The 17,979-nt window shown below is 73.6% G+C and carries 17 protein-coding genes; 6 read left to right on the top strand and 11 right to left on the bottom strand.

Annotated features, from left to right (window positions below):
* Window positions 1-7: 7 nt before the first annotated feature.
* Genes ACIHAA_RS11830 through ACIHAA_RS11840 form a run of 3 tightly spaced genes read right to left on the bottom strand, consistent with a single transcriptional unit; the run spans window position 8 to window position 3,557 of the window.
* On the bottom strand, window positions 8-799 hold the full coding sequence (locus tag ACIHAA_RS11830) for a 3-oxoacyl-ACP reductase (RefSeq protein ID WP_399815804.1): 792 nt from the start codon (window positions 797-799) through the stop codon (window positions 8-10).
* Window positions 796-2,175 carry an aldehyde dehydrogenase family protein gene (locus tag ACIHAA_RS11835; protein WP_399815806.1) on the bottom strand — a complete coding sequence of 460 codons (1,380 nt, stop codon included), beginning with the start codon at window positions 2,173-2,175 and terminating at the stop codon, window positions 796-798. Before ACIHAA_RS11835 ends, ACIHAA_RS11830 begins: the two co-directional genes overlap by 4 nt.
* Window positions 2,176-2,186: 11 nt before the next feature.
* Window positions 2,187-3,557 carry a glutamine synthetase family protein gene (locus ACIHAA_RS11840; RefSeq protein WP_399815808.1) on the bottom strand — a complete coding sequence of 457 codons (1,371 nt, stop codon included), beginning with the start codon at window positions 3,555-3,557 and terminating at the stop codon, window positions 2,187-2,189.
* A 75-nt stretch (window positions 3,558-3,632) separates the two neighbouring features.
* Between ACIHAA_RS11840 and ACIHAA_RS11845 the strand changes: the two genes are divergently transcribed.
* Window positions 3,633-4,367 carry a FadR/GntR family transcriptional regulator gene (locus tag ACIHAA_RS11845; RefSeq protein ID WP_399815810.1) on the top strand — a complete coding sequence of 245 codons (735 nt, stop codon included), beginning with the start codon at window positions 3,633-3,635 and terminating at the stop codon, window positions 4,365-4,367.
* A 70-nt stretch (window positions 4,368-4,437) separates the two neighbouring features.
* Entirely contained in the window at window positions 4,438-5,154 is a 717-nt protein-coding gene (locus ACIHAA_RS11850; protein ID WP_399815812.1) for a gamma-glutamyl-gamma-aminobutyrate hydrolase family protein, read from the top strand.
* 246 nt (window positions 5,155-5,400) lie between these two features.
* Here the strand turns inward: ACIHAA_RS11850 and ACIHAA_RS11855 are convergent, their stop codons facing one another.
* The gene (locus ACIHAA_RS11855) at window positions 5,401-6,321 is read right to left on the bottom strand and encodes a LysR family transcriptional regulator (RefSeq protein ID WP_399815814.1); all 921 of its coding nucleotides are present in this window, start codon (window positions 6,319-6,321) and stop codon (window positions 5,401-5,403) included.
* Window positions 6,322-6,391: 70 nt separating this feature from the next.
* Between ACIHAA_RS11855 and ACIHAA_RS11860 the strand changes: the two genes are divergently transcribed.
* Window positions 6,392-7,516: a TDT family transporter gene (locus tag ACIHAA_RS11860; protein WP_399815815.1), complete on the top strand. Its 1,125-nt coding sequence runs from the start codon at window positions 6,392-6,394 to the stop codon at window positions 7,514-7,516.
* Here ACIHAA_RS11860 and ACIHAA_RS11865 read toward each other — a convergent pair.
* Together ACIHAA_RS11865 and ACIHAA_RS11870 are read right to left on the bottom strand one after the other, a co-directional pair.
* Entirely contained in the window at window positions 7,482-8,201 is a 720-nt protein-coding gene (locus ACIHAA_RS11865) for a helical backbone metal receptor (protein WP_399815817.1), read from the bottom strand. The two genes, ACIHAA_RS11860 and ACIHAA_RS11865, sit on opposite strands and share 35 nt — an antisense overlap.
* 36 nt (window positions 8,202-8,237) lie before the next feature.
* Window positions 8,238-8,816, bottom strand: coding sequence for a helix-turn-helix domain-containing protein (locus tag ACIHAA_RS11870; RefSeq protein WP_399815818.1), 579 nt, complete (start codon window positions 8,814-8,816; stop codon window positions 8,238-8,240).
* A 706-nt stretch (window positions 8,817-9,522) separates the two neighbouring features.
* On the opposite strand from ACIHAA_RS11870, the gene ACIHAA_RS11875 reads away from it, so the two are divergent.
* The 3 genes from ACIHAA_RS11875 (at window position 9,523) to ACIHAA_RS11885 (ending at window position 12,481) form a co-directional block, all read left to right on the top strand.
* On the top strand, window positions 9,523-10,467 hold the full coding sequence (locus tag ACIHAA_RS11875; RefSeq protein ID WP_399816137.1) for a 5'-3' exonuclease H3TH domain-containing protein: 945 nt from the start codon (window positions 9,523-9,525) through the stop codon (window positions 10,465-10,467).
* Between the two features lie 107 nt (window positions 10,468-10,574).
* Complete coding sequence (locus tag ACIHAA_RS11880) at window positions 10,575-11,417, top strand: siderophore-interacting protein (protein WP_399815820.1); 843 nt, start codon at window positions 10,575-10,577, stop codon at window positions 11,415-11,417.
* Window positions 11,418-11,539: 122 nt separating this feature from the next.
* Entirely contained in the window at window positions 11,540-12,481 is a 942-nt protein-coding gene (locus tag ACIHAA_RS11885; RefSeq protein WP_399815822.1) for an RluA family pseudouridine synthase, read from the top strand.
* A 4-nt stretch (window positions 12,482-12,485) separates the two neighbouring features.
* Here the strand turns inward: ACIHAA_RS11885 and ACIHAA_RS11890 are convergent, their stop codons facing one another.
* The 5 genes from ACIHAA_RS11890 to ACIHAA_RS11910 form a co-directional block, all read right to left on the bottom strand.
* Window positions 12,486-14,093 (bottom strand): cytochrome P450, encoded by a 1,608-nt coding sequence (locus ACIHAA_RS11890; RefSeq protein ID WP_399815824.1) that lies wholly within the window; start codon window positions 14,091-14,093, stop codon window positions 12,486-12,488.
* Between the two features lie 139 nt (window positions 14,094-14,232).
* Window positions 14,233-14,853: a GTP-binding protein gene (locus ACIHAA_RS11895; protein ID WP_399815826.1), complete on the bottom strand. Its 621-nt coding sequence runs from the start codon at window positions 14,851-14,853 to the stop codon at window positions 14,233-14,235.
* Window positions 14,834-15,250 (bottom strand): DUF742 domain-containing protein, encoded by a 417-nt coding sequence (locus ACIHAA_RS11900; RefSeq protein ID WP_399815828.1) that lies wholly within the window; start codon window positions 15,248-15,250, stop codon window positions 14,834-14,836. Before ACIHAA_RS11900 ends, ACIHAA_RS11895 begins: the two co-directional genes overlap by 20 nt.
* Window positions 15,247-15,654, bottom strand: a complete 408-nt coding sequence (locus ACIHAA_RS11905; protein ID WP_399815830.1) for a roadblock/LC7 domain-containing protein — start codon at window positions 15,652-15,654, stop codon at window positions 15,247-15,249. Before ACIHAA_RS11905 ends, ACIHAA_RS11900 begins: the two co-directional genes overlap by 4 nt.
* A complete protein-coding gene (locus tag ACIHAA_RS11910) occupies window positions 15,651-17,273 on the bottom strand; it encodes an ATP-binding protein (RefSeq protein ID WP_399815832.1) in 1,623 nt (540 codons plus the stop codon). Before ACIHAA_RS11910 ends, ACIHAA_RS11905 begins: the two co-directional genes overlap by 4 nt.
* Between the last annotated feature and the right edge of the window lie 706 nt (window positions 17,274-17,979).

Below are 17,979 nucleotides of genomic sequence, written 5' to 3' on the forward strand. Positions count from 1 at the left end.
CCCCGGTCTACAGGGGAGTGACGTACGCGCCCGCGATACCGCCGTCCACCAGGAAGTCGGTGGCGTTGACGAAGGAGGAGTCGTCGCTGGCCAGGAAGGCCACGGCCGCGGCGATCTCCTCGGCCTCCGCGAAGCGGCCGACCGGGATGTGGACCAGTCGGCGTGCGGCCCGCTCGGGGTCTTTGGCGAACAGCTCCTGGAGCAGCGGGGTGTTGACCGGGCCGGGGCACAGGGCGTTGACCCGGATGCCCTCGCGGGCGAACTGCACGCCCAGTTCCCGGGACATGGCGAGCACCCCGCCCTTGGAGGCGGTGTAGGAGATCTGCGAGGTGGCCGCGCCCATACGGGCGACGAAGGACGCCGTGTTGATGATGGATCCCTTGCCCTGGCGGCGCATATAGGGGATCGCGGCCTTGCAGCAGAGGTAGACGGAGGTCAGGTTGACCTCCTGGACCCGCTTCCAGGCGTCGAGTCCGGTCTCCAGGATGGAGTCGTCGTCGGGCGGGGAGATGCCGGCGTTGTTGAAGGCGATGTCGACGCTGCCGTAGGTGTCGTAGGCGGCCTTGAAGAGCGCTTCGACCTGCTCGGGGTCGGTGACGTCGACCTTGACGAAGAGCCCGTCGACCTCGTCGGCGGCGGCCTTGCCACGGGTCTCGTCGACGTCGGCGCAGACCACATGGGCGCCCTCGGCGGCGAGCCTGCGGGCGGTGGCGAGTCCGATGCCGCTGCCGGCTCCGGTGACGACGGCGGTCCGGCCGGTCAGGCGGCGGCAGATGATGTCCGGTGTCTGCGTGGTCACTGTGCGGGGCCCTCCGTGCTGATGAAGACGTTCTTGGTTTCGGTGAAGGCGGCCAGGGCGTCCGGGCCGAGTTCACGGCCGATCCCCGACTGCTTGAAGCCGCCGAAGGGGGTCCAGTAGCGGACGCTGGAGTGGGAGTTGACGGACAGGTTGCCCGCGCGGACGGCGCCGGAGACCCGGAGCGCCCGGCCGACGTCCCGGGTCCAGATGGAGCCCGAGAGGCCGTAGGGGGTGTCGTTGGCGAGGCGGATCGCGTCGGCCTCGTCCTCGAAGGGCAGCACGACCGCGACCGGCCCGAAGACCTCCTCGACGGCCACCCGTGCCCGGGGCTCGACCCCGGTGAGGACGGTCGGCGGGAACCAGAAGCCGGGGCCCTCGGGGGCCTTGCCGCGGATGCCGGGGGCGCCCGCGTCGACGTAGCCGCGGACCCGGTCCAGCTGGGCGCGGGAGATCAGCGGGCCCATCTGGGTGCTCTCCTCGGCCGGGTCGCCGACCACGACCGCTTCGATCGCGGGGGCGAGGAGGTCGAGGAAGCGGTCGTAGACGGAGCGCTGGACGAGGATGCGGGTGCGGGCGCAGCAGTCCTGGCCGGAGTTGTCGAGGAACGACATGGGGGCGGCGGCCGCGGCGGCGTCGAGGTCGGCGTCGGCGAAGACGATGTTGGGGCTCTTGCCGCCGAGTTCGAGGGTGACGCGTTTGAGCAGGGCGGAGCCCTTGGCCAGGACCTGCTTGCCCACGGCCGTCGAGCCGGTGAAGACGATCTTCGCCACGCCCGGGTGCTCGACCAGGGCGTTGCCCGCGACCGGGCCGTGGCCGGGCAGCACCTGGAAGAGGCCCTCCGGCAGGCCCGCCGCCAGCGCCAGTTCGGCCAGGCGCAGGGCGGTCAGGGGGGTCGTCTCGGCGGGTTTCAGGAGCACTGCGTTGCCGGCCGCGAGTGCGGGAGCGGTGCCCCAGGCGGCGATCGGCAGGGGGAAGTTCCAGGGGGCGATGACGCCCACGACGCCGAGCGGTTCGAGGAGGGTGACGTTCAGACCGCCCGGGACCGGGATCTGCCGTCCGGTGAGCCGCTCCACTCCCCCGGCCGCGTAGTCGAGCAGATCGCGGACGTTACCCGCTTCCCAGCGGGCGTTGCCGATCGTGTGGCCCGCCTCGCGGACCTCCAGCCGGGCGAGTTCCTCCAGGTGGTCGTCGACGGTCACGGCGAAGCGGCGCAGCAGCCGGGCGCGGTCGCCGGGGGCGAGCGCAGCCCACGCGGTCTGCGCCCGTGCGGCCCGTACGACGGCGGTGTCCACGTCGGCCGCGGTGGCGGCGGGGACGGTGGCGACGACCTCCTCGGTGGCCGGGTTGAGTACCTGTAGCTCTTGCTCGTTCGACACGAAGGGACCTCTCACATGCGTTCGAAGGAGCGGCGCAGCTCCCAGTCGGTCACCGCGGCGTCGAAGGCGGCCAGTTCGACGCGGGCCATGTTGCGGTAGTGGGACACCACGTCGTCGCCGAAGGCGGCCTTGGCGATGGGGCTGTTCTCCCACAGCTCGGCGGCCTCGCGCAGGCTGGTGGGCACATGCTCGAAGTCGGCGGTGTAGGCGTTGCCGGGGCAGGGCTCGGGGAGTTCGAGCTGCTGCTCGACGCCGTGGAGACCGGCCGCGATCATTCCGGCGACGGCGAGGTAGGGGTTGACGTCGCCGCCGGGCACCCGGTTCTCGAAGCGCAGCGAGGGGCCGTGGCCGACCACCCTGAGGGCACAGGTGCGGTTGTCGTGTCCCCAGGCCACCGCGGTGGGGGCGAAGGAACCGGGCTGGAAGCGCTTGTAGGAGTTGATGCCCGGCGCGTAGAGCAGGGAGAAGTCGCGCAGGGCGGCGAGCTGTCCGGCGAGGAAGTGCCGCATCAGCGGCGACATCCCGCCGGTGTCCGCGGGGCCGCCCGGCATGGCGGGTTTCCCGTGCTCGTCGGTGAGCGAGAGATGGATGTGGCAGGAGTTGCCCTCGCGCTCGTTGTACTTCGCCATGAAGGTGAGCGAGAAGCCCTCCTGGGAGGCGATCTCCTTGGCGCCGGTCTTGTAGACCGCGTGCTGGTCGCAGGTGACCAGGGCCTCGTCGTAGCGGAAGACGATCTCGTGCTGGCCGGGGTTGCACTCGCCCTTGGCGGACTCCACGGTGAGACCGGCGGCCGCCATCTCGTTGCGGATACGGCGCAGCAGGGGCTCGATGCGGCCGGTGCCGAGCACGGAGTAGTCGATGTTGTACTGGTTGGCCGGGGTCAGGCTCCGGTAGTTCGCGTCCCAGGCCTGCTCATAGGTGTCCTTGAAGACGATGAATTCAAGCTCGGTGCCCACCTGGGCGGTGAGTCCCAGGGCGGCCAGGCGCTCCAGCTGGTGGCGCAGGATGCCGCGGGGCGCGGCGGCCACCGGGGACTCGTCGGCCCAGACCAGGTCGGCCATGGCCAGGGCCGTGCCGTCGTGCCAGGGCACCCGGCGCAGGGTGGACAGGTCGGGCCGCAGGGCGAAGTCGCCGTAGCCGCGGTCCCAGGAAGCCATCTCGTATCCGTCGACCGTGTTCATCTCGGTGTCGACGGCGAGGAGGTAGTTGCAGCCCTCGGTGCCATGCTCCAGTACCTCGTCGAGGAAGAAGCGGGCGGCGAACCGCTTGCCCTGAAGGCGCCCTTGCATATCGGGGAAGGCAAGGACGACGGTGTCGATCTCGCCGCCCGCGACGAGGGCATGCAGCTCCTCGACGCCGAGCGGGGGTGTGCGGTGTGCCACGGGAGTTCTCCTTCGGTCCGCCGAGAGTCATAAGGTATTTCCGAGAACCATTTCTTGGGAAGGGGGCACGGCAAGATGTCTCAGACGGAGTCCGGCGGCCCGCGGGACCGGCTGACCCCGGTGCTGCGGCCGGTGCGGGCGGGAAACGGCTTCGAGGAGGCCCTGGAGCAGATCCTCCAGGTCGTCCGCCTCGGGCTGGTGCCCGGCGGCGAACGGCTGCCCGCCGAGCGGGAGTTGGCGGAGCGGCTGGGGATCAGCCGGGTCACGCTGCGCGAGGTGCTGAAGGTGCTCCAGGACCAGGGCCTGCTGGAGGCGAGGCGCGGGCGCTACGGCGGCACCTTTGTGCGGCAGCGCACCGACGTGGGCGGCCAGGACGAGCTGCGCCGGCGCCTGGAGGGCACCGACGTCGAGGACGTGCTGCGCTTCCGTGAGGTGCTGGAGGTGGGGGCGGCGGGCCTGTGCGCGGCCCACGGCCTCACCCCGGAGCAGGGCGAACGGCTGCGGGAGGCGCTGGCCCGCACCCAGGACGCGCCGCTCGCGGAGTACCGGCGGCAGGACACGCTGCTGCATCTCACCCTGGCCGAGCTGTGCGGCTCGCCGTCGCTGACGGCGCAGTACGCGGGGGTCCGGGCGACGGTCAACGACCTGCTGGACTGCATTCCGCTGCTGGTGCGGAACCTGGAGCACTCGCAGCGGCAGCACGAGGCGCTGGTGGAGGCGGTGCTCGACGGGGACGCGGACGGGGCGCGGGAGATGATGCGGGAGCACTGCGCGGGGACGGCGGCGCTGCTGCGGGGATTCCTGACGTGAGCACCTCCCGCGAGGCCCTCTCTCTATGCAAAGGTATGGATCCAATCCATTGGAGCCCGGGGAGGACCGAGTGACCGGACGACCGCTGATCGGTGTGAGCACCTATCTGGAGAGCCGCGCCCGCTGGGGCCGTTGGGAGCTGGACGCGGCACTGCTGCCCGCGGGCTATCCGCTGCTGGTGCAGCGGGCCGGGGGGCTCGCCGCGATGCTGCCGCCGGACGACCCGGAGCACGCCCCGGCGGCGGTGGCCCGTCTGGACGGTGTGGTGATCGCGGGCGGCCCGGACGTCGATCCCCCCCGCTACGGCGCCGAGCGCTCCCCCCGGACCGGTCCGCCCGCACCGGAGCGGGACGCCTGGGAACTCGCCCTGATCGAGGCGGCCCTGGCGTCCGGCACCCCGCTGCTCGGGATCTGCCGCGGTATGCAGCTGCTGAACGTCGCGCTGGGCGGCACCCTGGTGCAGCACATCGACGGGCACGCCGAGCAGACCGGGGTCTTCGGGCGGCACCCGGTCGAGCCGGTGCCGGGCACGCTCTACGCGGCCCTGGCGCCGGAGGCGGTGTCCGTGCCGACGTACCACCACCAGGCGGTGGACCGGCTCGGGCAGGGCCTGGTGGTCTCGGCCCGGGCGGGGGACGGCACGATCGAGGCGGTGGAACGACCGGGCCCCGACTGGGTGGTGGGCGTCCAGTGGCATCCGGAGATGGGCGAGGACCTGCGGGTGATGGAGGGGTTGGTGCGGGCGGCGTCGACCACCCGGGCGCCGGTCGGCGACCCGGCCGCTTGACCGGCCGAGCACCTGACCGCCCGGGCGCCCGACCGCCCGGGCACCTGACCGTCCGGGCGCCCGGCTGTCCGGGCGCCTGACCGTCCGGGCGCCGACCACCGAAGCCTGCTCCCCGCTCCCTGCCCGCAAGCCGCAGTCCGCCAGCAACCCGCCGCCCGCTCCCTGACCTCAGCCCGCAGCCCGCAGCCCGCAGCCCGCAGCCCGCAGCCCGCAGCCCGCAGCCCGCAGCCCGAGCGTCGCCTACCACTACCCCCGCGTCAGCCCCAGGAGATCCCGTCCCGGCCCGGTGGGGCGGTGGCCCGTGGGCCATACCGCGCGCAGTGCCCGGTCCAGGCGTACGCCCTCCACGGGGACGCTCACCAGGCGGCGGGCCGCCAGTTCCTCCCCGACGGCCAGTTCGCTGAGCACCGCCGGGCCCGCGCCGCTGACCGCGGACGCCTTGACCGCCGTCGTCGAGGACAGTTCCAGCAACGGGCGGGCCAGGCCGCCCAGGGCCGTCTGAAGGACCTGGCGGGTGCCCGAGCCCTCCTCGCGGAGGATCAGCGGGGTCGAGGCCAGTTCCTCGGCCCGGAGCGGTGTCCGGCGGCGGGCCCACGGGTGTCCGGGCGCCGTCACCACGATGAGCCGGTCATGGGCGACGACCGCCGCGTCCAGGCCCGTGGGCACCGTGAGGCCCTCCACGAAGCCCAGGTCCGCCTCACCGGCGAGCAGCCGGGCGGCGACCGCCGCCGAGTTCCCGGCGAGCAGCGAGACCGCGGTGTCCGGGCGCTGCGCCCGCAGTGCGATCAGCCAGCCGGGCAGCAGATACTCCGCGATCGTCATGCTCGCGGCCACCCGCAGCCGCGAGTCCCGCCGTCCCCGCAGCGCCTGCGCGCCCGCGTCGAAGGCCTCCGCCGCCTCCACGATCCGCCGCGCCCAGTCGGTGACCAGCGCCCCGGCGTCGGTCAGCCGGGAGCCGCGCGGCGAGCGGTCCACCAGCGCCACGCCCAGCTGCCGTTCCATCGACCGGATCCGGCTGCTGGCCGCGGGCTGGGTGATCCCCAGCTCCCGCGCCGCACGCCCCAGGCTGCCCAGCCGGGCAACGGCGAGCAGCAGTTCGAGAGCACCCAGGTCCGGGACCCGGCGCGCCAGCCCGGCCGCCGGGCGCTCACTGTCGTCCACACTCATAAATACAGCTTATGCCCTCATAGGGACATCATCCCTGGTCGGCGGGGCAGTCCCGCGGGAGAGTGCAGGCATGGTCACCGCAGCCCAGCCCCTTGTCCTGCCCGGAACTCCCCGGCGGCGCGCCGCCGCCGTCCGGTACCTCGGCCCCAACTGGTACGCCTCCGTGATGGGCACCGCGATCGTGGCGACGGCCGGTGCGGGCCTCCCCGGCGCGGCGCAGGTGCCGGGGCTGCGGACCGTCTGCGCGGCCGTCTGGGCCCTCTCGGGCGCCCTGCTGCTGGTCCTGCTCGGCGCCCGTGCCATGCACTGGATCCACCACCGCGACCAGGCCCGCGCCCATCTCCTCGACCCCGCGATGGCGCCCTTCTACGGCTGTCTGGCCATGGCGCTGCTCGCCGTGGGCGGTGGCGCGATGGCGGTCGGCCGGGACTGGATCGGGCCGGGCCCCGCCGTCGCGCTGGACGCCGTCCTATTCACCGTCGGGACCGCGACCGGCCTGGTGGTCGCCGTGGCCGTGCCGTATCTGATGGTGGCCCGGCACCGCATCCGGCTGGACCAGGCGGCCCCGGTCTGGCTGCTGTGTCTGGTCGCCCCCATGGTCTCCGCGGCCCAGGGCCCCCTGCTGGTGCCGCATCTGCCCGCGGGGCAGGGGCGCGAGACGCTGCTGCTCGGCTGTCTGGCGATGGCCGGGACGAGTCTGCTGGCGACGCTGGTGATGCTGCCGATCGTTCTCGCCCGGCTGCTCACCGAGGGCCCGCTGCCACTGCCGCAGACGCCGACCCTGTTCCTGGTGCTGGGCCCGCTCGGCCAGTCCGTCACCGCGGCCGGGGCCTTCGCGGCCGTCGCACCGGGGGTCGTGCCCGCGCCGTACGACCGCGGCTTCGCCGTCCTCGCCCTGCTCTACGGCGTCCCGGTGCTGGGCTTCGCCGTGCTCTGGCTGGCCCTGGCCGCCGCCCTGGTGGTGCGCGCCCTGCGGCGCGGCATGGGCTTCGCGCTGACCTGGTGGGCGTTCACCTTCCCCGTGGGCACCTGTGTCACCGGCGCGGAGGCGCTGGCCCGGCGCACCGGGCTCCCCGCCCTCGACGCCCTCGCGACCGCGCTCTACGCGCTGCTCCTCGCCGCCTGGGCCGTCGCCGCCGTCCGCACGGCCCGGGGGGTCGTCAGCGGAACGCTGCTCGCAGCGCCCCGGCGATAATCCGGGGCGCCTCGGCCAGGGAGGGGCCGTACCAGGTCAGGTGGCGTCCGCCGACGAGGGCGCACGGCATCCCCCCGAACGCCTCGGGGCCGTCCTCGGCCGTGAAGCGGTACGGCTCGTCGGGCAGCACCACCAGCGCGGGAGCGGCGGCGCGCAGCTCCTCCAGGGGGATCCGCGGATAGCGCTGCGGATGGTCCGCGTACACGTTGTCCACGCCCAGCCGGGCCAGGACGTCCCCGGCGAAGGTGTCGCGGCCCAGCACCATCCAGGGCCGCCGCCAGACGGGCACCACGGCGGTCCTGCGGCGGTCCGGCAGCGGCGGCCGCGCCCAGGCGGCCCGGGCCGCCTCCAGCCAGCGCGGTCGGCGGACCACCCCGCAGGCGGCCACCACCCGCTCCAGCTCCCGGAAGGCGCCGGGCACGTCCCGCACCTCGGTGACCAGCACCCGGAGTCCGGCTTCGCGCAGGGCGGCGAGGTCCGGGGCGCGGTTCTCCTCCTCGTTGGCGAGCACCAGATCGGGGGCGAGCCGCACAATCCGCCCGACGTCGGGGTTCTTGGTGCCGCCGATCCGGACGACATCGAGGTCCCGGGGGCGGCTGCACCAGTCGGTCGCGCCGACCAGGGCCCCGGGCACGGTCGCGGCCACCGTCTCGGTCAGGGACGGCACGAGCGAGACGACACGCATCCCGGCCTCCTTCGGGCCCGGTCGGCGGCGGCCCGGTCAGCGGCGCCGCCGGGAGGGGTCCTCCAGGGCCTCGACATGGTCGGAGACCGCGACGACGAGCACCCGGGTGTCCGGCACGGTCGCCCGCCAGCGGTGGCGCACTCCCCCGCTCAGATACAGGGTGTCGCCGCGGCCCAGCCGGTGCGCCCGGCCCTCCGCCTCCACCTCGACGCCGCCCTCGACGATGTACATCAACTCGTCGTTGCGGTGCTGGAATTCGCGGCCCTCGTCATGGTCCCCGATGAACTCCATCGCATGCAGTTGGTGGTGGCCGCGCACCAGCGGGCGCACCACCGCCACGCCCGGCTCCAGGGCGTCGTCGGCGGCGCGTACGACATCCACGCTGCACGCCGGGTCGGCCGCCGCGAGCAGTTCCACCGCGGTGGTGCCGAGCGCGTCGGCGATCCGCTCCAGGGAGGGGCGGCTGGGGCGCGCCCGCTCGTTCTCGACCTGGCTCAGGAAGGGGACCGACAGGCCGCTGCGCCGGGCCACCACGGCGAGGGTGAGTTCGAGGGCATGGCGCCGCCGCCGGACGGCCGCGCCCACCCGAAGGGGCTGTTCTTTGTGGTCACCCATCGCTCCGGCTCCCTCCCCCGCTCGTCGGTCCGCCTGCCCTGCCAGGCGGAGGCGCCGTCGGGGCCCGATCCAGGATCGGTCTCTGCTTCTGTTGAGTTCTCTGCACCCTACGCATGTTCGGCAAACCGTTTCATGCGCCCGTCACATCGGTGTCACATACAAGCGTGGCGAGGGCTCCGGTTCGCGCCACCGGAGGAGCCACTCCGCCACCCGCGCCGGCCGCCGCCGAACCGTACGAAAGCGCTGATCAGCGGCGCCTCGGGGGTCTCAGCGGCCGGTCCGCCGGGGTGCGCGGGACGGCGGTCGGCGGGGGCCGCCGGAGCCGGAGCGGGCCGTCCCGCCGGTCGGGGGTCGGACGGGGCCGCCGCGGGCCCGAGCAGCACGAGGGGCGGCCGGTGGTCCGGGCGGGGCGGGGAGGCGGCGCGGGCCCGCTGCGGGGCGGACGGGTTGTCCGGATCCTTCTCGTACGCCCGTGCGGACCAGCTCGGACACCCGTACGGGAAGCGGGCCCGGACCGGGACCCGCGGACGCCGGGAGGGCCCCGGCCACCCCCGGCATGCCCCGTCACCGCCGAGAGGATGCCCCCGGACCGCCTGTCCGCCGCGCGGCGGGCCTGTAGGACCCATGGGACTCTGGCACCTCTGGCACCCTCCGACTCCCCGCTGCGGCCTCTCCGGCCCCGGCGGAAGCCTCCGGAGTGCTGTCGGTGCCGTACGGCATGATGCGGAAGGTGACCCGACGCCTGATGCTCCTCGACACCGCCTCGCTCTACTTCCGCGCCTATTTCGGCGTCCCGGAGTCCGTGAAGGCCCCGGACGGCACCCCGGTGAACGCCGTGCGGGGGCTGCTGGAATTCATCGACCGCCTGGTCCGGGACCACCGCCCGGACGACCTGGTGGCCTGCATGGACGCGGACTGGCGCCCGCACTGGCGGGTCGAGCTGATCCCGTCCTACAAAGCGCACCGGGTGGCCGAGGAGCACCCGGCGGGGCCGGACGAGGAGCAGGTGCCGGACACCCTCTCCCCGCAGGTGCCGGTCATCGAGGAGGTGCTGGACACGCTGGGCATCGCCCGCGTCGGCGTGCCGGACTACGAGGCGGACGATGTGATCGGCACCTTCACGGCCCGCGCCACGGGCCCGGTCGACATCGTCACCGGCGACCGCGATCTGTACCAGCTCGTCGACGACGCACGCGGGGTGCGGGTGCTCTATCCGCTCAAGGGCGTCGGCACCCTCCAGCTCACCGACGAGGCGGTGCTGCGCGAGAAGTACGGCGTCGGCGGCCCGGGTTACGTGGATCTGGCGCTGCTGCGCGGCGACCCCAGCGACGGGCTGCCGGGGGTGCCGGGCATCGGGGAGAAGACCGCGGCGAAGCTGCTCGACCGGTTCGGGAACCTGGCGGGGATCATGGCCGCCGTCGACGACCCGGCCTCCGGGCTCGCCCCGGCCCAGCGCAAGCGCCTGGACGAGGCACGGGCCTATGTGGCGGTCGCGCCCAAGGTCGTCAGGGTCGCCGGGGACGTCCCCCTGCCGGAGGTCGGGACGGCCGTACCGCGCGCCCCACGCGACCCCGCGGCCCTGGACGCGCTGGCGTCCCGCTGGGGGCTGGGCGGCCCACTCGGGCGGCTGCTCACCACGCTCGCCGGGTGAGCCGGAGAAATTGGACGGGGCACACCCATCGACTCTTTGCGCAAGAGGTGTTACCTGAGAGGGGATGCTAAGTTAGGTAACCCTAAGCGAGGGATTGGGAGGCTGTCATGGCAGAGCGCCCGGCAGGCAAGGCGCGCAAGGTCCACGCGGCGCAGGTCGTCCGCACCGAGCGGCTGACCCCGCATATGCAGCGGGTGGTGCTCGGCGGCGAGGGGCTCGCCGACTTCGCGGTGCGCGGCTGCACGGACCACTATGTGAAGCTGCTCTTCCCGGCCGAGGGTGCCGTCTATCCCGAGCCCTTCGACGTGCAGCGCATCCGCGAGGAGTTCCCCCGCGAGCAGTGGCCGGTGACCCGGACGTACACGGTGCGCGGCTGGGACGCCGAACACCGCGAACTCACCCTGGACTTCGTCATCCACGGCGACGAGGGCCTGGCCGGTCCCTGGGCGCTGCGCGCGCAGCCGGGCGAGCTGCTGCACTTCATGGGCCCCGGCGGCGCCTACGCCCCGGACGCGGCCGCCGACTGGCATCTGCTGGCGGGCGACGAGAGCGCGCTGCCCGCGATCGCGGCCGCGCTGGAGGCCCTGCCCGCGGGCGCCCGGACCCATGCCTTCGTGGAGGTCGCGGGCCCCGAGGAGGAGCAGAAGATCGACTCCGATGCGGAGGTCGTCTGGCTGCACCGCGGGGACCGGCCCGTCGGCGAGGCCCTGCTGCGGGCCGTGCGGGCGCTGGAGTTCCCCGAGGGCCGGGTGCACGCCTTCGTGCACGGCGAGGCGGGCTTTGTGAAGGAGCTGCGCCGGATGCTGCGCGTCGAGATCGGCGTCCCGCGCGAGGATCTCTCCATCTCCGGGTACTGGCGCCTCGGGCACAACGAGGACGGCTGGCAGGCCTCCAAGCAGGAGTGGAACGCGCGGATCGAGGTCGAGCAGGAGAGCGTGCCCACCGCCTGACCACGGCGAAGGGCCCGGGAGCGGTGTGATGCCGGGAGCGGTGTGATGACGGCGGGACGCGCGCGAGCCGCCCGGCGGCCCCCCGCGGGTGCGGGGACGCCCGGCTCGTACCCTTGGCCGTGATGCGACGCAAGACCCGGATCCCGCCCCCTCCCCTCCCTCAGCGCGACGGGGTCGACCCGGTGCGGGTCCGCCTGCCGTTCGGGCAGGAGTGGGCCACCGTACGGGACCATCTCGTCGCCCGGCTCGCGGCCGGGGACGGGGTCGTCGACGGGATGCTGGAGGCGGGGCGGATCGTCGGCGCGGACGGGCGGCCGGTCGCCCGGGACGCGGTCTACGAGCCGGGCATGTATGTCTGGTTCCACCGGGAGCTGCGCACCGAGGTGCGGGTGCCGTTCCCCGTCGAGGTGGTGTACCGCGACGAGCACATCGTCGTCGCCGACAAGCCGCACTTCCTCGCCACCACCCCGCGCGGCAGCCATGTCACCGAGACCGCCCTCGCCCGGCTGCGGCACGGCCTCGGCATCCCCGCACTGAGCGCCGCGCACCGGCTGGACCTGCTCACCGCGGGCCTGGTGCTGTTCACCGTGCGGCCCGAGGAGCGCGGCGCCTACCAGTCGCTGTTCCGCGACCGCCGGATCACCAAGGAGTACGAGGCGGTCGCCCGCCACGACCCCGCGGTGGCGCTGCCCCGCACCGTGCGCAGCCGGATCGTGAAGGAGCGCGGGGTGCTGGCGGCCCGCGAGGTGCCCGGCGAGCCCAACGCGGTCAGCCGGATCGAGCTGCTCGGCCACCACGGCGGCCGCGGGCGCTACCGGCTGCTCCCCGCCACCGGGCAGACCCATCAACTCCGGGTGCACATGGCCGCGTCGGGTCTGCCGATCCTCGGCGATCCGCTCTACCCCGTGGTGACCGGCCCCCGCCCGGCCGACGACTTCCGGCGCCCGCTCCAACTGCTGGCGCGGAGCCTTGAGTTCACCGACCCGGTCACCGGACAGGACCATCGCTTCGTCAGCGGACGGGAGTTGGAGGCCTGGTCGGCGTACGAGGACTGGGACCGGTAGCGGCTCAGTTGCCCCGCCACCAGCGCAGCACCCGCCGCCAGAGCCCCGGGCGCGGCCGGGGCCCCGCGTCCCGCCCGGGGTCCGTCCCGGGTCCGGTCGGCGTGTGCCCGGCGGTATCGGGCACGGCGGCCGCCAGCCCGACGGCCTCCAACCCAGCGGCCGCCGACCCGTTGGTCCCAGGCCCCGTGGTCCCAAGCCCGCCGGTCCCAAGCCCGCCGGTCCCAAGCCCGCCGGTCCCAGGCCCGCCGGTTTCCGGCCCGGCGGTGGTGATCAGCCAGCCCGGGCTCTGGGCCGACGGCGCCCGCAGTGCGGGCCGCCGGGTGACATCCTGCGGCGGTCTCGGCTCGAACCGCACCGGCAGCTCCACCAGATGCCGGGAGGCGATGGACGCGGTCCAGCGCAGTTCCTCCTCGGCGCAGTCCAGCCGGATGTCCGGCAGCCGCATCAGCAGCGCGTCGATGCCGGTGTCGGCGATGGCGCGGCCGATGTCCTGGCCCGGGCATTCGTGCGGGCCGCCGCCGAAGGCGAGGTGGGAGCGGTTGCCCTGCATGCTCGCGGACGGGTCGGGCCGTACGCGCGGGTCGAGGTTGCCCGGCGCGATGGCGAAGAGCAGCCCGTCGCCCTTGCGGATGCGCCGCCCGCCCAACTCGGTGTCCTGCTTGGCGAAGTAGCCGAGGATGCTGCTGAACGGCGGCTCGTCCCACAGCGACTGCTCCACCGCCTCGGGCACCGTCATCTGCCCGCCGTTGAGCTGGGCCCGGAAGCGCGGGTCGGTGAGGATCACCCGCAGCACATTGGCGATGAGGTTGGCGGTGGCCTCGTAGGCGGCGATCAGGACCAGCCGCAGATGCTCCCGGATCTCGTCGTCGGTCAGCCGGGCCGGGTGGTTGACGAGGTGGGAGGCGAAGTCCTCCTCGGGCTGGGCGCGGCGGCGGGTGGTGAGCCGGGTCAGGGCGTCCACGATGTACTGGTTGCTGGCGATCGCGGTCTCCGTGCCCTTGAGCATGTCCCGGGCGGCGTGCACGATCCGGTCCCCGTACTCGTCGGCCATGCCGAGGACCTCGCACATCACCGCCATCGGCAGATGGTCGGCGAACTGCCCGACCAGATCGGCCCGGCCCTCCTCGCAGAAGCGGTTGACCAGGGTCTGGGTCGCGCGGTTGATGTACCGGCGCAGTCCTCGGTAGTCGATGGTCGACATGGCGCCGGTGACCGCCCCGCGCAGCCGGAGATGCTCGTCGCCCTCGGCGTAGGAGCAGATCGGCTGCCAGGCGAAGTGCGGGGTGAGGGGGTGGTCGGGCCCGACCCGGCCGGACTCCAGCAGGGACCAGGCGCGGCTGTCCCGGGTGAACTGCGAGGGCGAGCGCACCATGTGCAGATTCTCGGTGTGGCCGAGCACCGCCCACAGGGGCACGTCGTCGTGGATCAGGACGGGGGCCACGGTGCCGTGCTCGGCGCGGAGCTTCTCGTAGAGGGTGCCCAGGTCCTCCGCCCCGGGACCGTACAGCCGGCGCGCTCCGCCGGGGCCGAGGGCGTGGGCCGGGCAGCCGGGCGGGGGCACGGCCTCCTCGGGGAGGGACCGGTCGGCCGGGGAGTGGGGTTCAGGCGTCACGATGGCTGCTCCGCAACATCGGGGTGTCGTTGATCGGGTCCGGGGCGTGGGCGGGGGGCGAGGACAGGGACGGAGGTGCAGGTGCCGGTCAGGCGGCAGGCGGCAGGCGTCCGGCGTCCGGCGGGACTACGGGTGCCGGTCAGACGGGGGTGTGCGCCAGGGCCAGGGAGTGCAGAAAGCGCATCAGCGTCATCAGGACCTCGCGACTGGAGGCGCGGCGCCGGACGTCGCACTCCACGATCGGGATCTCGACAGGCAGATCGAGCGCCGCGCGCAGTTCCTCTACGGGGTGACGGGGCGCGTCCGGGAAGGAGTTGACCGCGACCACGAAGGGCACGCCGCGCTCCTCCAGCCGCCCGATGACATCGAAGCTGACCTCCAGCCGACGGGTGTCGAGCAGGACGACCGCGCCGAGCGCGCCCTCGAACAGGCCGTTCCACAGAAACCAGAACCGCTCCTGGCCCGGGGTGCCGAACAGATAGAGCACCAGCTGATCGGTGATGCCGATCCGCCCGAAGTCCATGGCCACGGTGGTGGCCGTCTTGGTGTCGGAGCCGTAGTTGTCGTCCACCCCGATTCCCGCCTGGGTCATGGTCTCCTCGGTGGTCAGCGGTCTGATCTCGCTGACGGAACCGACCATGGTGGTCTTGCCGACCCCGAAGCCGCCCACGATCACGATCTTCACCGCGGCCTGTGTGGTGTGCGGCAACCGGTCCTCGGCCCGTGGGCCGGACACACTGTCAGAGCTTTTGAAGTCCATGCATCACCGCTTCGAGGAGGGACCGGTCGGGCACCGCCTGACGGACGATCGGGGCGCGCGCCTGGACCAGTTCGGCCGTCAGCAGATCGGTGAGCAGGGCGGTCACCACGCTGAACGGCAGGCTGAGATAGGCCGAGACCTCGGCCACGGACAGGGGCGCCCGGCACAGCCGCAGCAGCGCCGACTGCTCGGGGCCCGCGGTGGGCGGCGGATCGGCGGCGGTCACGATCAGGGTGACGAGGTCGATGGGGGCGCGCTCGCCCCCGGCGGCCGCACCGGTCAGGATGTACAGCCGTTCCGGGTTCTTCTGCTCGCCACCCTTCGGGCCGTCCGCCGCGACGGGCTCCGGCGGGGGCCGGTGCCCGGGCTGACGCCGTCGGCGTTGCGGAGGAGTCATACGGTCTGCCCGTTGCGCCGCGGCGGACTCGTCAGATGGGAGCCGATACGGAGGACGAGATCGCGCATCCGGTTGCTCATCAGACCGGCCTCGGCGACGGTGTCGGCGAGGACCGCGAGATAGGCGTTGGGACCGGCCGCCATCATGTAGAAGTAGCCTCCGTCGATCTCGATGATGACCATGCGCATCCGGCCGTCGCTGGCCGGGATCTCCGCCGCGACCGCTCCGGCCAGGCTCTGGAGCCCGGCGCAGGCGGCGGCGACGCGGTCGGCCGCGTCCGGGTCGCCGCCGTAGCGTGCGATGCGCAGACCGTCGGCGGAGAGGACCACGACCTGGTGCACGCCCGGTACGCCGTCGGCGAGTTCCTTCAGCAACCAGTCGAAATTGCCTCGCTGCTGGATCACTTGTGGTCCCCCTCGTCGTCGGCCTGGGCGGCCGCCGGTTCGTCGTAGCTGGTGAATGGGTGCGGAGCGGCGGCCGGGGGCCCGGCGGAGAAGGCGTTCGGGTCCGGGGCCTTCTTCAGCCCGTTCATGAAGGCCTCCACCCAGAGTCCGGGAGCGGGCTCCTCCTTCTCCGGTTCGGGCTCGGGCGTCCAGGGGGCGTGTGTCGAGGCCTCGACGGCGCGGGCGGCGGCCTCGGCCGCGGCGGCCTCCGCGATGCGCTGGCTGAGCGGGGTCTTCACCCGGCTGCGGCGCTGGGGCAGACCGCCCGCGGTCCACTCCGTCACCACGGGGACGTCGTCCTCCAGGGCGAACTGCTCCGGGATCCGCGGTCCGGTGGTGGGGCGGCGCTTCTTGTTCGTACGGTCGGGCCCCTCGACCCCGTCGTTGTCCAGGGTGGGTACGGAGGTGGCGCCGATGCCGTGGGCGAAGCCGGGGGCGGGGTCGGTGGTCAGCATGTCGTTGGGGACGACCAGGATGGCGCGGACACCGCCGTAGGCGGACTGCCGCAGTGAGACATGCATGTTGAACATCGTCGACAGGCGCCCGACGACGGCGATGCCGAGCCGCGGCGCCTCCCCGATCTCCTGGACGTCGACCCCGGCCTGGGCCTCGGCGAGCATCCGCTCGACCTTGGCGCGGTTCTCCTCGCTGAGACTGATTCCGCCGTCCTCGATCTCGACGGCGATACCGGTCTGCACCTCGGTGGCGGTGACATGCACCTTGGTCTGGGGCGGGGAGTAGCGGGTGGCGTTGTCGAGGAGTTCGGCCGCGGCATGGATGATCGGCTCGACGGAGGTGCCCTTGATGTTGACCTTGGCGATGGAGTGCAGCTCGATGCGGGTGTACTCCAGGATGCGGGACATGGCGCCGCGCAGCACGCTGTAGAGCGGTACGGGCTGGGGCCACTGGCGGCCCGGGTGGCCACCGCCGATGACGGCGATGGAGTCGGCGAGGCGGCCGATCAGGGCGGTGCCGTGGTCGATGCGCAGCAGATCGTCGAAGACCTCGGGGTTGCGGCCGTGGTCCTCCTCCATCTCCCGCAGTTCCTTGGCCTGTTGGTGGACCAGGGCCTGGACGCGGCGGGCGATGTTGACGAAGGCGCGCAGCGCGGAGTCGCGCCGGGCGATCTCCCGGTCGACGATCTGGAGCACGGTACGCAGCAACTGGCGCTGGGGCCCGGGCAGTCCCCGGAAGTGGGGGTTCTCGTCGACGACCGTGCGGATCACCTCCGCGGGCGAGATGCCGTCCCGGACGGTCTCCAGGGCCCTGGGCACGATCTCGGTGCGGAAGAACTCGAGGTCGTCGTCCTGGGAAGCGACGCGTTGTTCGAGATAGGCGGCCCGCTGGGTGAAGTCGGCGCACAGGGAGTGCAGGGCGTTCTCGCGGCGCGCCGTCAGGACCGCGGCGACGATGGCGAGGACAGTGGCCGCGGCGCCGAACCAGCCGACGGCGGACCTGGCCGGGGCCGCCACCAGGGCGATGGCGGCCCCGGTGCCCGCGGCCAGAAGTATGGGGGGCGCCAGCAGCACGGGTGCGAAGGGACGTTCGCGGCCGCCGGGAGGCGATGGAACACTCACCATGTATGCCCTCTGAGACGAATCGGCTGGTGGGAGCTGTCCGGCGGAGGCGCTCGCCGGGCCGGACGGGGACACCGGAAAGGAACCCGGCATCGGGGATTTTCGGTATGTTGGGGAACAAGCGCACGAATACGCCTCAACTCGGTGCGCTGCGGGCGAGCTTAGTCCGACCGGATCATCGGCATGTCATATTCCGCAAGCACCTGAAATGCGCACGGGTACAGGAGTACGCTCGACTCCTTTTGCACGCTGAGCATCCGCTCGCACACACTGCGCCACGGCGAACAGGCATCGGAAACCGTTCGCTCGCGCAGGTGAAATCCTTCCACCCCGGCTGACGTGACGGACTCTCACCCGCCGTGACGGGTCCTCACACGACTCCGGCCCTGGGGGGGGGGCCGGCCCCCGGGCGGGGCCCCCCCCCGGGCGGGGGGCGGGGGCCGGCCCCCCGGGGCGGGGGGCCCCCGCCCGGGGCCCACGGGCCGGGGGCCCACGCCGGGGGCCCCCGGGCGGGGCCCGGGGCCCCGCCCGCGGGGGGGGCCCCCCGGGCCCCCCGGGCGGGGGGCCCCCCCCCCCCCCCCCGGCGGGGGGGGGGGCCCCGCCCGGGGGCCGGCCCCCCCCCCAGGGCCGGTATCCAGGGCCGGGCACCTAGGGCCGGGTGCCCAAGGCCGGGCGCCAAGGGCCGGGTGCCCAAGGCCGGGCGCCAAGG

This window comes from Streptomyces sp. NPDC052040 (assembly GCF_044548405.1).
GTDB lineage: Bacteria > Actinomycetota > Actinomycetes > Streptomycetales > Streptomycetaceae > Streptomyces.

What these genes read in the sequence shown, in the direction of transcription:
- ACIHAA_RS11845 (WP_399815810.1), top strand. Translation starts at nt 3,633, where the DNA reads ATGTCTCAGACGGAGTCCGGCGGCCCGCGGGACCGGCTGACCCCGGTG.
- ACIHAA_RS11855 (WP_399815814.1), bottom strand. Translation starts at nt 6,321, where the DNA reads ATGAGTGTGGACGACAGTGAGCGCCCGGCGGCCGGGCTGGCGCGCCGG.
- ACIHAA_RS11860 (WP_399815815.1), top strand. Translation starts at nt 6,392, where the DNA reads ATGGTCACCGCAGCCCAGCCCCTTGTCCTGCCCGGAACTCCCCGGCGG.
- ACIHAA_RS11865 (WP_399815817.1), bottom strand. Translation starts at nt 8,201, where the DNA reads ATGCGTGTCGTCTCGCTCGTGCCGTCCCTGACCGAGACGGTGGCCGCG.
- ACIHAA_RS11870 (WP_399815818.1), bottom strand. Translation starts at nt 8,816, where the DNA reads ATGGGTGACCACAAAGAACAGCCCCTTCGGGTGGGCGCGGCCGTCCGG.
- ACIHAA_RS11880 (WP_399815820.1), top strand. Translation starts at nt 10,575, where the DNA reads ATGGCAGAGCGCCCGGCAGGCAAGGCGCGCAAGGTCCACGCGGCGCAG.
- ACIHAA_RS11885 (WP_399815822.1), top strand. Translation starts at nt 11,540, where the DNA reads ATGCGACGCAAGACCCGGATCCCGCCCCCTCCCCTCCCTCAGCGCGAC.
- ACIHAA_RS11895 (WP_399815826.1), bottom strand. Translation starts at nt 14,853, where the DNA reads ATGGACTTCAAAAGCTCTGACAGTGTGTCCGGCCCACGGGCCGAGGAC.
- ACIHAA_RS11900 (WP_399815828.1), bottom strand. Translation starts at nt 15,250, where the DNA reads ATGACTCCTCCGCAACGCCGACGGCGTCAGCCCGGGCACCGGCCCCCG.
- ACIHAA_RS11910 (WP_399815832.1), bottom strand. Translation starts at nt 17,273, where the DNA reads ATGGTGAGTGTTCCATCGCCTCCCGGCGGCCGCGAACGTCCCTTCGCA.